At 67.9% G+C, this 13,271-nt stretch carries 8 protein-coding genes and 1 pseudogene; 3 read left to right on the top strand and 6 right to left on the bottom strand.

Annotation, left to right across the window (positions count from 1 at the left end; translation table 11 throughout):
* Positions 1-175: 175 nt before the first annotated feature.
* The 3 genes from MNY62_RS11705 to groES form a co-directional block, all read right to left on the bottom strand.
* Complete coding sequence (locus MNY62_RS11705) at positions 176-6,034, bottom strand: RHS repeat-associated core domain-containing protein (RefSeq protein WP_242344342.1); 5,859 nt, start codon at positions 6,032-6,034, stop codon at positions 176-178.
* 637 nt (positions 6,035-6,671) lie between these two features.
* Positions 6,672-8,315: a chaperonin GroEL gene (gene groL / locus MNY62_RS11700; RefSeq protein ID WP_242344341.1), complete on the bottom strand. Its 1,644-nt coding sequence runs from the start codon at positions 8,313-8,315 to the stop codon at positions 6,672-6,674.
* 42 nt (positions 8,316-8,357) lie between these two features.
* Positions 8,358-8,651 carry a co-chaperone GroES gene (groES, locus tag MNY62_RS11695; RefSeq protein WP_242344340.1) on the bottom strand — a complete coding sequence of 98 codons (294 nt, stop codon included), beginning with the start codon at positions 8,649-8,651 and terminating at the stop codon, positions 8,358-8,360.
* A 398-nt stretch (positions 8,652-9,049) separates the two neighbouring features.
* Between groES and MNY62_RS11690 the strand changes: the two genes are divergently transcribed.
* Together MNY62_RS11690 and MNY62_RS11685 are read left to right on the top strand one after the other, a co-directional pair.
* A complete protein-coding gene (locus MNY62_RS11690) occupies positions 9,050-9,670 on the top strand; it encodes a hypothetical protein (RefSeq protein ID WP_242344339.1) in 621 nt (206 codons plus the stop codon).
* Positions 9,667-10,353 carry a hypothetical protein gene (locus MNY62_RS11685; protein ID WP_242344337.1) on the top strand — a complete coding sequence of 229 codons (687 nt, stop codon included), beginning with the start codon at positions 9,667-9,669 and terminating at the stop codon, positions 10,351-10,353. Before MNY62_RS11690 ends, MNY62_RS11685 begins: the two co-directional genes overlap by 4 nt.
* A gap of 85 nt (positions 10,354-10,438) precedes the next feature.
* Here MNY62_RS11685 and rpoZ read toward each other — a convergent pair whose 3' ends face one another.
* Positions 10,439-10,705 carry a DNA-directed RNA polymerase subunit omega gene (gene rpoZ / locus MNY62_RS11680; protein ID WP_242338539.1) on the bottom strand — a complete coding sequence of 89 codons (267 nt, stop codon included), beginning with the start codon at positions 10,703-10,705 and terminating at the stop codon, positions 10,439-10,441.
* Positions 10,706-10,918: 213 nt separating this feature from the next.
* Between rpoZ and MNY62_RS11675 the strand changes: the two genes are divergently transcribed.
* Positions 10,919-12,082, top strand: coding sequence for an aspartate kinase (locus MNY62_RS11675; protein WP_242344336.1), 1,164 nt, complete (start codon positions 10,919-10,921; stop codon positions 12,080-12,082).
* Between the two features lie 70 nt (positions 12,083-12,152).
* On the opposite strand, the gene MNY62_RS11670 is transcribed toward MNY62_RS11675, so the two are convergent.
* Both MNY62_RS11670 and MNY62_RS11665 read right to left on the bottom strand, forming a co-directional pair.
* A complete protein-coding gene (locus MNY62_RS11670) occupies positions 12,153-13,037 on the bottom strand; it encodes an ATP-binding protein (RefSeq protein ID WP_242344334.1) in 885 nt (294 codons plus the stop codon).
* A gap of 12 nt (positions 13,038-13,049) precedes the next feature.
* Positions 13,050-13,271, bottom strand: a pseudogene (locus tag MNY62_RS11665) (hypothetical protein); the annotation flags it as partial.

Raw genomic sequence — 13,271 nt, 5'->3', positions numbered from 1 at the left:
CACGACGGGCACCCACCGGCTCGCCAGGGAGGCATAGGCGACGTAGACTGTCGCGCCCACGAGCCATCGAAGCCACAGCGGACCTCGAGACCTCCATACCCCCCAAACAATCGCGATCAGCGCCGTCGCTTCGACGACGAAGACGCCGAGCGCCAGGAGTACGCCCCTAGTCTCGTTAGTCATTGGGTTGGGACTGATGAGTGAACGGGTTCGCGTTGGCGTCGGCGAGACACGAGGCGAGACAGCTTTCGTGCTCCCACTGAAGGTTGAACTCGAACGACGGATCCGGATTCTTGAAGGGATTCGACTTGTCTTCGCAGACGTTCGTGTCGCGTTGCTTGTCGTAGTCCTGCAGGCACTTCCTCATGCAATCTGACACTGGTTCATTCTTGGGGAAGAACTCACAGAACATCGGTGCGATCTCGCAGTAGTACGGATGCCCGTTTTGCTGACATCGCGCATCGTACGGCGCGCAGCTCGTCGTGCCATACAGGCCCTTTGGATCAGTACGGTTGGCCGGGTCGTTGTCCACGTACGCGTAGAGATTCAGCCCGGCCGCGAAGCGGATCGGGTCCTTGTTCGTCCACCTCCCAGTCTGCGGATCGTAGTCCCTCGCGCCGAACCTGACGAGCCCCGTGTCGCGATCGTAGAGCCCTCCCGCGAACCCGAACGGCTGAAATCCGGGGTTGGAGTCGTACGTTACATGTCCCCACTCGTCATAATCGAGTCGCTGGGCCACCGCTCCATTACTCGTGTTGACGACGAGCCTCGGGCTGCCGAGGTGGTCAGTCAGGATGCGGTACGTGGCATCGACGGTTTGCATGTACTCCGGAACGTTAACTCCTGTTCCGTACACAAACCGAGCGCGGATGTTTCCAGAGCTGTCGAGCCAAGCGATAGGCTTGAGTTGATCCTGATACAGGAAGCCTTCCACCAACTGACCGTTTACCTTCTTGCCGATACGGCGGTTCCGAGCATCCACCAAATAGTCGAGCTGGGTCCCATCGGGCAACGTCACCGCTACCAGGTTTCCGAAGGGATCGTAGGCATATGCTGTCATCTCGTCTCCGACCGCCCTGGTCCGCAGGTCCCCGTTGGGACCGTATGTATATGTGGCGCTACCGTAGGAGAGCATCCGATCTTGCGCGTCTGTGGCACCCTCTTCAACGCCAGCGGCGCTCGTCTTCTGTAGCCGGTTCCCGTTCGCATCGTATAGGTACGTCGCGACAAGCTGCCCGTTCACAGTTACGTCGGAGAGCCGCCCTGCGGTGTCATATCCATAGTCGTATGCTGTCGTTACACCGCCAATGTTCTCGGTCTTGGACGAGATGCGCCCCAATGTGTCGCTAACGAGCACGTAGGAATACAGAGTCGACGCCCCCGCGGCGGCACTGAAGCTCTCGAGTTCTCCATACCCATTGTACGACTGCGCCGTAGAGATGACGCCTAGCGAAGTGGACGTGGCGAGCCCTGTCGCTGGATGGCGCACGATAGACAGCTGACCCGCACTCGTCAGTAGCCCGTCGTCGTCATAACTGTTACTGACCGGAGCCCCGTCCACTGCGACAGTCGCAAGTCGCAGATCAGTGTCGTAGCCGAACGTGACGGAGCCGGACACAGACCCAGTGGAAATCTCGGAAGTAAGTAGGGCCCCATCGTAGCCTTTGGACAGGGCTTCTCCCCCAGGCGCCGTGAGTACGGCGAGGCGCCCGGCCAGATCGTAGGACAGGGATGTGGTTCCGCGCCATGTGGTCAGGGAACCGATGCGCCCAGTTGAGTATCCCGTCACGCCTCGTTCATGGGTGATGGCAATCGAGCTTCCATCCGGGAGCAGGGTGGCCGTGAGTGCATCATCAAATCCATACTCATAAACAGTAGGCGTGAGATCGAGGCTCGGAACTGCCGGCGGATTGTATGTGTCGAGCCTGTTTACCGAGTCAAAGCCAAATACGTGTGCTGTCCGCCCCGGCGGCTCTATGCTAGTCATGTTGCCATTCGCGTCGTATCCGTAGAGAACGCTCCGGTTCCCAGGCAGATCCGCTTGCCGGGTCCTTCCAGCGAGGTCGTACCAAAGCCGAACCGGATCGCGCGACGGCTCTGTCAGCGTACTGGGGAGCCCGGCGCTGTCGTACGCGATGCCCAGCGTACGGCTGCCTTGCTCGACAAGTGTGACCCGGCCCGAGCTGTCGTATGCGAGGGTGATCGCGTTCAGGGCGGGATAGCCTGCCGGCTCGAGCCGCACTACGTGCCCCCGCTCATCGAACACCCGACGTGCTGTTCTGCCTGCGGGGGTCGTCGCGGTGAGGCGCCGAGTCGTCGCGTTGTACGTCTCCGTGAACGCACGACCGTTAACGGTAAGACTGCTTGAGGCTGACGTCACGCTCAGGAGGTCGTTTGGGTCGGCAAGGACGACGGAACGACTCTGTAGCGTCGTCATTGAGAGACCGCCCGGCGTGGACATGCTGGTGGCGGCTAACGGCGCGTGAAGCCCAAATCGTGGATCAGGCGCCTGCGACGTACTGACGACCGTCCCATCGGCGAACGTGGTGACCATGCTCCCGCTCGCGGTCCGCACCGTTGTCGTCTGGGAACCGTCCGGCTCGGTGTCCGTATTCGTGCGGTCTCCGGTAGCTGCTTCCTGGACCTCGTACACGTACGCCAGAGACGTGGTTGCGTCGAACGCGCTCGTCAGCGACACGGTGTAACCGTCCGTCCGCTCAGATCGGGCGAGGTTCTTCAGGCCTCCCGCGGGGTTCGCATCGCTGGTGAGGCGGCCGAGAGTGTCGTAGCCAAACGTGTGTGAGTTCTGCCGCGGATCGACGTAGGTCGAGAGCAAGCCCCCGGGGAAATATGCGAACGTCGTCGCCTCTCCCGCGGGGTTGGCCACGCTCCTGAGATACCCGTCGGCATCCACCACGAAATCGGTACGCTGGCCATTGGGCGCCAGCAGGGCGACGGGCGAGCCCTGCCCATCGCGCTCGATACGCGTCGTATTGCCGTCGACGTCCGCGATGGATGCGAGAAGTCCCGATGAGTCGTAGGCGAACGAATGTGACGCCAGACCGGTCCGTGTGTCCAACGTTCGAAGGTGCCGCCCTTTAGCATCAAAGACGTAGAGGTCCTTCCCCGAAAAGCTCGCGACCGCGATGTTCCCTGCGACATGCCCCGGGAGCGGGAGCGCCACCTTCTTCACTCTCTTCGACCACGACGAGGCAACGTACAGGGATCCGTCGGGACCGATTGCGAGGCCCTCGGGGCGCGAGAGGGCGCCCTCGGTCGCCACGACGCCCTCCTGCGTCGTTCCGCCTTGATACTTCCCCGCAAGCGTCGTGATGACCCCGTCGGGCCTGATGCGACGCACCAGGTTGTCCCCTGTCCCAAGCCACAGGTCGCCCTCACCGAGATACACGCTTCCGTCTGGACCGACAGTGACGCTGAATACCCAGCCGACCCCCGCCAGGCGTGCCTGTCCCCCATCGCCCGTGACGTGGTCGTCGTTGTTGCCAGCGAAGGTGTAGACCGCGCCTTCCGGCGTCACGCGGAGCACGCGCAGGTACGGCGAGGTACGGTACATCGAACCGTCCCAGTCCGGGATGTAGACGCTCCCGTCGCCCCCAACCCCGATCTGCGCCCCGCGCGCGAAGAAGCTCACGCTCGCTGCGCGGCTGCCCTCGACGAAGGTTGACGAACCGCACACGCCCGTCCCGGCGATGGTGCTGATCGTTCCGACGGGATCCACTCTCCGAACGCGACAGCTGTACTCGTTGAAGAAGATGCTCCCGTCGGGGCCGCGAACAGCAGTCAACGGCTGGTCGATCATGGCCAGCGTCGCCGGCCCACCATCCCCGGAGAATCCGGTGGTCCCATTGCCTGCGACGATGTGGATGAGGCCGTCCGGTGTGATCCGAATGATCCTTGAAACGTACCGACCCCCCGAAGCGTGATAATCGGCGACGAGAAGCGCTCCGTCCTCCTCCACCTCGACGTCCTTTGCACCCAGGCAGGCGCCGATTGCTGCGCCCCCTTCGCCGGCTTCTCTGCACGTGCCGACGATTCCAGCGACCGTGGTGATGAGTCCGTCCTGCCCGACCCTTCGCACTCGGCTACCGTCGCCGATGTACACGGTTCCATCCGGTGCCACGCCGACGGCGATCGGAGCGGACAGGGATGCTTGCCCGGCTGGAATCCCATCGCCGGTGTCGGTGCCCCCGCCCGAGAACGTCGTCATGATGGGCGGAAGCTCTGCGAGGCGCCGCTGCTTTCCGTCCCCGAAGTACACGATTCTACCGACCGGGTCGTACCCGTGGTGCGGGCTCAGTGCCCACCCGCCGAGACCCGCGGCCCGAGGCGCCCACGCGCCCAACGACGTGTTCCACGCTTGGTATATCGTGACGGGGCCGCGGGACCGGGTTGCCGAGAATGAGACGCCGCTCCCCGAGAGCGCGCCGAAGCTCATCGGACCGTTTCGGTCTGAGGGCTCCAAGTAGACTGTATCGTAGGAATATCCGATGCGAATGCTCAGCGCCGCTCTTCCCCGTAGCTCACGAGAATACGCATCCTTTCCGTCCCACTCGAACGTGAAGCTTTGGTCCGGCGAGAACGGAGGCACGAAGTCGTATTTGAAGCTGCGCCCCGCGATCCCGAGTTCGACCTCGATCTTCAGCAGGCCTGGCGGAACGACAGCGCCGGTGATTGGGATCCTGGCAGTGTTCGCCGCCTTGTATCCTGAAGCACGGTCGCTCTTGTAGTAGAGCTCGAACGGCGTCCCAACCACGGACACCTTCTCGCCGAGCGTTTGGTTCTGGCACTCGATGATCGAACCCGTCTGCGTACTGTTGCAGTCGTCGTGGTGCTCCTTAGGTGGCGGAGCGTTCGGCTGCGCACAGTCCGGCTTGCCGTCGCCGTCCGCGTCCTTACAACCGTAGGGCCAGTTGCAGTCCCACGGTGTGAAATGGGTCACCTGCACGCGCCAGAGGCTCCGACCGGCTTGATAAAGGCCGGCGAGCTCGATTCGCTCCGCGTCAGTGATTCCGAGAGCCGATAGCTGCGTCGGGGTCGCTTCGAACCCGCTTCCGTCTACGTCGAGCGCGGCGAGCCCGGCATTCACGCCCAAGATCGCGACGACTCGACCGTCGTTCGAAGGGACCCATTTCCCCTTCGCCCGGTCGTAATACCCCACGGGCACACGTCCGCCCACGGGGAACGCTAGGTAATTCTCGATGTACATCGCTACGGCCTGATTGAACTTGACCTCGGTCGCTCCCGCCGCGACCGCTTCGTCGGCTCCCAGCTCGATTGCGTATGTGTAGGCGCTGGTCGGGGGGAGCTCGCCCGGCATCGCCTTCTTCCCGTATGGCGTCGCCGTGTATTCGGTAAAGCGCACGTTCATCGTGGAGAGCTGCTGGCTCGTCCCATCGGGAAGAGAAATCCCAGCGTAGGTCCCAGGAGGAAACACCACCGTGGCCTGCCGCACGCCGGCGCCGTCATCGACCGCCGAGCCACGTGCGACCTGCGTCGCCGAGATCCCCATGGCGACCCTGGTGACCCTAGCATCGTGTGGGAGCAAGATGACGTCTTCGAGAGGCGTGTAGTCCAGTGGTCGTGCGAAAGCCCGCGCGTGCGCGGGGAGAAACCCTGCCTTCGCGACCTGCGCCACGACCTGCTCTCCTCCGTTCACGACGAGGTCGTAGCTGCCATCGCTTCGGGTGTACGTATGACCGAACTGCGGGCGCCCGACGATCGTCACCAGCGCGCCCGAAACCGGAACGCCCTCGCTCGAGAGCGCCTTGCCGCGCGCGACCGCGATACGCGTGAGATCGATCGCGCCGGCAGCGACACCGAACTGGATGCGATTCGTTCCCGAGTAGAGAAACGCTACCGAATCGGCGAACGACGTGATGGACGTGCTGCTGAGCGGACTCGCCACCGTCGACGGGTCGGGAGGCGTGACTGTGCAGCCCGCGATTGCGACGTGAAGCATCCCTTTGACGGGATCGCAGCTGTCCGTCGTGCAAGAGTCTCCGTCGTCCTCCACGGGTACGGGATCGTAGCGACAGCTCGTTCCCCCCCAGCTGTCTGCGGTGCACACGTTCGCGTCGTCGCAGCGCGTGCACGTGCACGTGCCCCACGTCCGGCCGTCGAGGCAGACCTGCTCGGCAGCGGCGCAGCCGCTGAGCTTGCAGGTACGCGTACTCCCCGTGGCACAGACTCCCTGCGTCAAGAACAGCAGTTGTGCTGCGACGATCCCGGCGAACATCGATGACCCCCCTGGTTCCGAGGGTGAGGGTCCAGAGGGATCCGACCCTTCACGCCGCGTCCGGGCATAGTTCTACACGCCGCGTGAAACACAAGGGCTCGGTCGGGTGCTCGTCCTCCAGGCGGTCCAGCACACACGAATGGTGGATTTCACGGGCTCGCGGCCGAACGCCGCACCCGTCGATCACCGTGAGCGCAGGAGTACCTGCAGAGCCTCGACCGACACCCCGCGAACCTCGTACACGTGACCGGCGAGGGGCGGAGACCGGGCGCAGCGCGACCGCGCTCGTCCAGCGGCGGGAATGGAAATGCCAATAGAAAAAGGGCCGCCGGTCTCCCGGCGGCCCTTCGATTCCTGCGAGCGGTCCCGCGGTCCGCGCCGCCCTGAGGCGGGCGCGACGCCAGCGGGAGGCGAGCTACATCATCCCGCCCATGCCGCCCATGCCGCCCATCCCGCCGCCGGCCGGGGCCGCGCCCTCCTCCTTCGGCTTCTCGGCGATGAGCGCCATGGTGGTGAGCATGAGGGACGCGACCGAGGCCGCGTTCTGGAGCGCCGAGCGCGAGACCTTGGTCGGGTCGATGACGCCCGCCTTCACGAGGTCCTCGTACTCACCCGAGGCGGCGTTGAAGCCGAAGTTGGCCTCCTTCGCCTCCTTCACCTTGTTCACCACGATCGACGCCTCGTAGCCGCCGTTGCCGGCGATCTGGCGGAGCGGCTCCTCCACGGCGCGGCGGACGATGTCGAGGCCGAACTTCTCGCCCTCGCTCACCTTCATGCCCTCGAGCGCCTTCACCGCGCGCAGGTACGCCACGCCGCCGCCGGGGACGATGCCCTCTTCGACGGCCGCGCGGGTCGCGTGGAGCGCGTCCTCGACGCGGGCCTTCTTCTCCTTCATCTCCGTCTCGGTGGCCGCGCCGACGTTGATCACCGCGACGCCGCCCACGAGCTTCGCGAGCCGCTCCTGGAGCTTCTCGCGGTCGTAGTCGGAGGTGGTCTCCTCGATCTGGGCGCGGATCGTCTTCACGCGCGCCTCGATGTCGGCCTTCTGGCCGGCGCCGTCGACGATCGTGGTGTTGTCCTTGTCGATCGAGATGCGCTTCGCGCGGCCGAGGTCCTTCAGGCTGACCTGCTCGAGCTTGAGGCCGAGCTCCTCGGCGATCATGCGGCCGCCGGTGAGGATCGCGATGTCCTCGAGCATCGCCTTGCGGCGATCGCCGAACCCGGGCGCCTTCACCGCGGCGACGTGCAGCGTGCCGCGGAGCTTGTTCACGACGAGCGTCGCGAGCGCCTCACCCTCGACCTCCTCGGCCACGATGAGGAGCGGCTTGCCCGAGCGCGCGATCTGCTCGAGCAGCGGGAGCAGATCCTTCATGTTCGAGATCTTCTTCTCGTGGATGAGGATGTACGCGTCCTCGAGGTTCGCGACCATCCGCTCCGCGTCCGTCACGAAGTACGGCGAGAGGTAGCCGCGGTCGAACTGCATGCCCTCGACCACGTCGAGCGTCGTCTCGAGGCCCTTCGCCTCCTCGACGGTGATGACGCCCTCCTTGCCGACCTTCTCCATCGCCTCGGCGATGATGTTGCCGATGGTCGTGTCGCCGTTCGCGGAGATGATGCCGACCTGGGCGATCTCCTTCTGGTCCTTCGTCGGCTTCGAGAGCTTCTTCAGCTCGCCGACGATGATCTCGACGGCCTTGTCGATGCCGCGCTTGATGTCCATCGGGTTGTGCCCGGCGGCGACGAGCTTCGAGCCCTCGCGGTAGAGCGCCTGGGCGAGCACGGTGGCGGTGGTGGTGCCGTCGCCGGCGACGTCGGAGGTCTTCGAGGCGACCTCCTTCACCATCTGCGCGCCCATGTTCTCGAACTTGTTCTCGAGCTCGATCTCCTTCGCGACCGTCACGCCGTCCTTCGTGATCGTCGGGGAGCCGAAGCTCTTCTCGATGACGACGTTCCGGCCCTTGGGCCCGAGCGTCACCTTCACCGCGTCGGCGAGCGTGTTGACGCCCTTGAGGATCGCGTCGCGCGCCTTCTGGTCGAAGCAGATTTCCTTGGCAGACATTCTGATGTGCTCCGTTTCGTTGGGAGGGGGAAGGCTGAGCGACTAGCCCTCGATCACGCCGAGGATGTCGTCCTCGCGCATGATGAGGTGCTCCTCGCCGTCGATCTTGATCTCGGTGCCCGCGTACTTGGAGAAGAGGATGCGGTCGCCGGCCTTCACGTCGAGCGGACGGACCTTGCCGTCCTCCAGGACCTTGCCGTTGCCGACGGCGAGCACCTTGCCCTCGATCGGCTTCTCCTTCGCCGAGTCGGGGATGATGATGCCGCCCTTCGTCTTCTCCTCCTCCTGCACGCGCTTCACGATGATGCGGTCCTGCAGCGGACGGATCTTCGTCATTGGATGCCTCCGGTGTGTTCCCGACGCGCCGCGCCGGGACGGTGAAGAAGGTCGTTCTTCGCCGCTGGCACTCGACCGAACCGACTGCCAGCGGCGCGGCGGATCCTAACCACCGCCCCCCACGTGTCAAGCGACCAGCGCGGATCCGGAAATCCTTGAAAACGGGCGCCTTTTACGCCTGCGGCTGGCAGTCACCCCGATCGAGTGCCGAGGCGGCGGCTGGCAGTCGTGCGGCCGGGCTGCTCGGCGTGGCGCGGCGCGGCGCACGGCTCGGGGAAATCCGCCCAAAGTGCGGCAAGTTGCCGCGCGAGATCACGAAGCGTACCGTCTTGGAGAGGTCTCTCTCCGCCGGTCGGGGAGGGCGCTTCGTGGGGGGGCGAGAGGAGGGCCCGGCAGCCGTGAGCCAGTCGATCCTGGTCGGCAAGTCCGCGCAGGAGTGGTTCCGCGAGCTCGTCGCGGACACCCTCTCCACCCGCAGGCTCAAGATCCAGGAGGTCACCGAGTTCTACCTCGTCGATCTCCTCACCCGGTTCCTCGAGACGGAGCGGCTGTTCGTCGAGGACGCGGACGGGACCGTCCACTCCGAGCCGCTCGCGCTCGTCCTGCTCCGCGCGCTGCAGGCGGATCGCCGCGCGCGCGCCGCGCACCTGCGCCGCCTCGGCGACACCGCGCTCTTCGTCTCGGGCTTCTTCGGCGACTCGCTCGCGCGCTCGCCGGTCGACGTCGACTACTACATCGCCATGGGGGAGCGCGCTTACTCCGCCCTCGCCGAGTCCGAGCGCGGCCCGGGCCTCGACGCGCTCTACGCCGAGCTCTCCGGGCGCTTCGGGCAGTTCGTCGATCTGTTCGCCGAGATCGCGGAGCTCTCGGACCTGCGCTCGAACCGCGGCCTCGTGCGGCTCTACGAGCGCTTCCTCCAGACGCGCTCGGAGCGCGTCGCGCAGCTGCTCCGCGAGCGGGGCGTCGCGCTCTTCGCCGGGCCCGGGGCGCCGCGCGGCAAGGGAGACCTGCCGCAGTGACGCGGGCGGCGCGCGGCCGGGCGGGGCGGACGCTCGCGTTCCTCCAGGGCGAGCTCGAGGCGATCTACGCCGTGGAGGCGCCGCGCGTCGGCGCGTTCCTCGTCGGGCGCGACGCGGCGAAGGCCGCCGGGCGGGTGCCCGAGGCGCCGGAGGAGCTGCTCGTCCTCGAGGAGGAGGACGGCGTCGCGCTCGGGCTCTACCTCGACGACGCGGTGATGGAGACCGCGGCGGCGGCCGATCCGCACCACCGCCGCCCGCGCCTCGTGGCGCGCGCAGCGCTCGCGCGCGTCGCCTGCGCCGCCGAGGGCGTCTCGCACTTCGTCTACCTCGCGACCCGCGCCGCGGCGGGGCGGCCGGTGTCGCTCCTCGAGCTGGAGGCGCAGGCGGAGGTGGACAAGTTCGCGGTCCTGCTCCTGCACCTGTGGCGGCGCGGCCTCCGCCGGACGAGCGGCGCGCTCCGGCGGCGGCTGTTCGAGCGCGTCCGCTACCACCCGCACCTCGGCCCCGAGGCGCTCGCGCGCTACCGGGAGGCGAACCGGCTCGGCGGCGGCTACGCGCGGTGGCTCGAGGGGCGGTTCGTCGAGGACGCCGACATCGAGGGGCTCCTCCGCGAGCTGCGCCAGAGCTACCGGCTCGGAGGGTGGGAGAAGCTCGCCTACCTGGGGACGCGCGCTCTCTCGTGACGAGGGCGGAGGGGGGCGGGAGAAAGCGCGCGGGGCGCGCCCTCTCGGACACGCCCCGCGGGTGCGGCGACGCTCGGACGCGCGGCTAGCGCAGCGTGCGGGTCTGGCCGGCCGGGATCGTCGACTTCTCCTTGTCGAACTTGCCGGAGAGCGCGTCCTTCACCGAGCGGTCGAAGCGCACCTTGCCCGTCGCGATCTCGCGGAGGGCGAGCACGGGCGGCTTGTTCTTGGTCATGCCCTGGAGGGGCCGTGCGCCCGCCATCAGCTGACGGGTCCGCTTGGTCGCGAGGAGCACGAGCGCGAAGCGGTTGTCGACCATGGGGAGGCAGTCTTCGACGGTGACGCGGGCCATAGCTCTACCTTCTTTCCGGAACGGCGGAACGGCGGAACATAAGAGGGTCTTTCGCGGGGGTCAACCTCCAGCTGCGGGCGGGCCTCCCCGCCGTACCGTGCGGGCCCCAGATATCGCACACGCCGGCGGGCAGGCGAGGGGCCGCCCCGCTCGCCCCGCGGCCCTTTACCGCCGGGCGCTCCGCGGGCAAGCTCTCCCGCCCGGAGGTCCCCCATGCCGGTGGTCGTGCAGAAGTACGGCGGCTCGTCCGTCGCCGACGTCGAGAAGATGCGCAAGGTGGCCGCGAAGGTCGCGGCGGCCCGGCGCGCGGGCAAGGACGTGTGCGTGGTCGTCTCCGCGATGGGCGACACGACCGACGAGCTCCTCGCGCTCGCGAAGCAGGTCTCCGCCGCTCCGCCCCGGCGCGAGCTCGACATGCTCCTCACCGCCGGCGAGCGCATCTCGATGGCGCTCCTCTCGATGGCGCTCCAGGACCAGGGCGTCGACGCGATCAGCTTCACCGGGAGCCAGTCGGGCATCATCACCACCGACGCGCACGCCTCCGCGCGCATCATCGAGGTGAGGCCGTACCGCGTGCAGGAGGAGCTCGCCCGCGGCAAGGTCGTCATCGTGGCCGGGTTCCAGGGCGTCTCTCCGCGCAAGGAGGTGACGACGCTCGGCCGCGGCGGCTCGGACACGACCGCGGTCGCGCTCGCCGCGGCGCTCGGCGGCGACTGCGAGATCTACTCGGACGTCGCGGGGGTGTTCTCCGCGGACCCGCGCGTCGTCCCCTCGGCGCGGCGGCTCGACGCGCTCTCCTACGACGAGATGCAGGAGCTCGCGCAGGCTGGCGCGAAGGTGCTGAACGCGCAGGCGGTCGAGTTCGCGAAGGAGAAGGGCATCGCCATCCACGCCCGCTCGACGTTCGGCGGGGCGGAGGAGACCGTCGTCCGTGGCGGGACGCACCCGGAGCGGATCGCCGGGGTCGCCACGCAGAAGGAGCTCGCCCTGCTCGGGCTGCCCGCCGGCGCGCTGCCCGCCGTGCTGGAGCGGCTCGAGGGGCGCGGCGCCATCGCCGCGGAGATCGCGATGCCGGGCACGCGCGCCGGGCTCGTCCTCGCGCTCGAGAACGTGCACGACTGGGAGCTCCTCGCGCGCGCCCTCCGCGCGGACGTGCCGGGGATCGACATCGCCGACGAGGGGCTCGGTGCGGTATCGGTGGTCGGGACCGGGCTCTCCGCCGGGCACCGGGTGCTGCGCGAGGTGACCGGCGTGCTCGACGGGCTCGGCGCGCCCGCCCGCGCGCTCTTCACCTCCGCGCTGCGGGTGACGGCCTACTGCGACGCGCGCGCGCTGCCCGACGCGGCGAGGGAGCTCCACCGGCGGCTCATCGGCTGAGCTGCGGCGCGCGAGGGCGGCCCCGCGGCGGGCGTCCGTGGACGCGCGCGGGCGAGCCGCTCGTCGCCGTTCACGACCCCCAGAAGCCGCCGCTCCCGGCGCCGTGCCGGTCCTTGCGGAGGTCGTGGCCCGGGTCGAGCTTCACGAAGCTGCACATCTCGTTGAGCCGCGAGTAGATGCGATCGCCCACGCGCTGGGAGAGCGTCATCGCCTCGGCGTCGCGCTGGAACTCGGGCGAGCGGGTGCGCACGACGCGGCCCGGCTCCTCGGCGGGGGCGCGCGCCTCGAGGAAGTAGTTCGTCGCGAACAGCGTCGCGAGGCCGGAGTTGAAGCGGCGGCTGATGAGCTCGTCGAGCATCGAGCGCTCCCACTCGGTGCCGCGCTCCTTGCCGAGCTCGTCGATGGCGAGCACCGGGACGGAGAGGAGCGGCCGCAGGATCTCCATGTGGCCGCGGTTCGCGTCGAAGCCGGAGCGGATGTCGGAGAGCAGCAGCATGAACTCGACGTACCGGCCGCCGACGCCCTTCTCGAGCGCGAGGTAGCGGAGCGTCGCGACGAGGAGGTGCGTCTTGCCCGCCCCTGGGCGCCCGTAGAGGAGGTAGCCCTTCGTCGGAGCGTCCTTGCGGAACTTGCGCGCGAAGTCCTCGGCGACCGCCTTGGCCTTGGCGTGGTCCTGCGACCAGCTCTTGAACCCGTCGAACGAGGCCTTCGCGACGGCGGCGGGGATGCCGATCTGGTTGAACACGCCGATGCGCTCGTCGAGGTGCCGGCACGAGCAGACCTGCGCGACCATCGAGCCGCCCGACGGGACGAGCGTGTAGCCGGTCTCGCCGCAGCGGGGGCAGGCGGACTGGCACGTGCAGCGCCGCGCCCGCGCGGGCTGCCCGAGCACCTGCTCCACGACGTAGCCGCTGCCGCCACAGTCGGCGCAGGAGGTCGTCCCGGGGTCTGACATGGGGGCGGGAGTCTACACCGAACCGCGGAGGCACGTGACCCCCGCCGCCCGCGCCGCGTCGGAGAGGTGCGCCCGCAGCGCGTCGCGGTAGGCGGAGCGGCTCGCCGCCCGCAGGCGCGGGCCGGCGAGCAGGCGCGCGCGCGGCCCGAGCGCCGCGCGGGCGGGCGGCTCGAGCGAGGCGAGCCAGCCGGCGAGGATGCGGGCGTCTGCGTCGGCCAGCGCGGCCTCGAGCCG

The organism is Anaeromyxobacter terrae, assembly GCF_022690685.1.
GTDB lineage: Bacteria > Myxococcota > Myxococcia > Myxococcales > Anaeromyxobacteraceae > Anaeromyxobacter > Anaeromyxobacter terrae.
This window is presented reverse-complemented; position numbering and strand designations above follow the sequence as displayed.

Bases quoted from the DNA above. Each gene is read 5' to 3' on its own strand.
- groL (WP_242344341.1), bottom strand. From the start codon at position 8,315: ATGTCTGCCAAGGAAATCTGCTTCGACCAGAAGGCGCGCGACGCGATC.
- groES (WP_242344340.1), bottom strand. From the start codon at position 8,651: ATGACGAAGATCCGTCCGCTGCAGGACCGCATCATCGTGAAGCGCGTG.
- rpoZ (WP_242338539.1), bottom strand. From the start codon at position 10,705: ATGGCCCGCGTCACCGTCGAAGACTGCCTCCCCATGGTCGACAACCGC.
- MNY62_RS11675 (WP_242344336.1), top strand. From the start codon at position 10,919: ATGCCGGTGGTCGTGCAGAAGTACGGCGGCTCGTCCGTCGCCGACGTC.
- MNY62_RS11670 (WP_242344334.1), bottom strand. From the start codon at position 13,037: ATGTCAGACCCCGGGACGACCTCCTGCGCCGACTGTGGCGGCAGCGGC.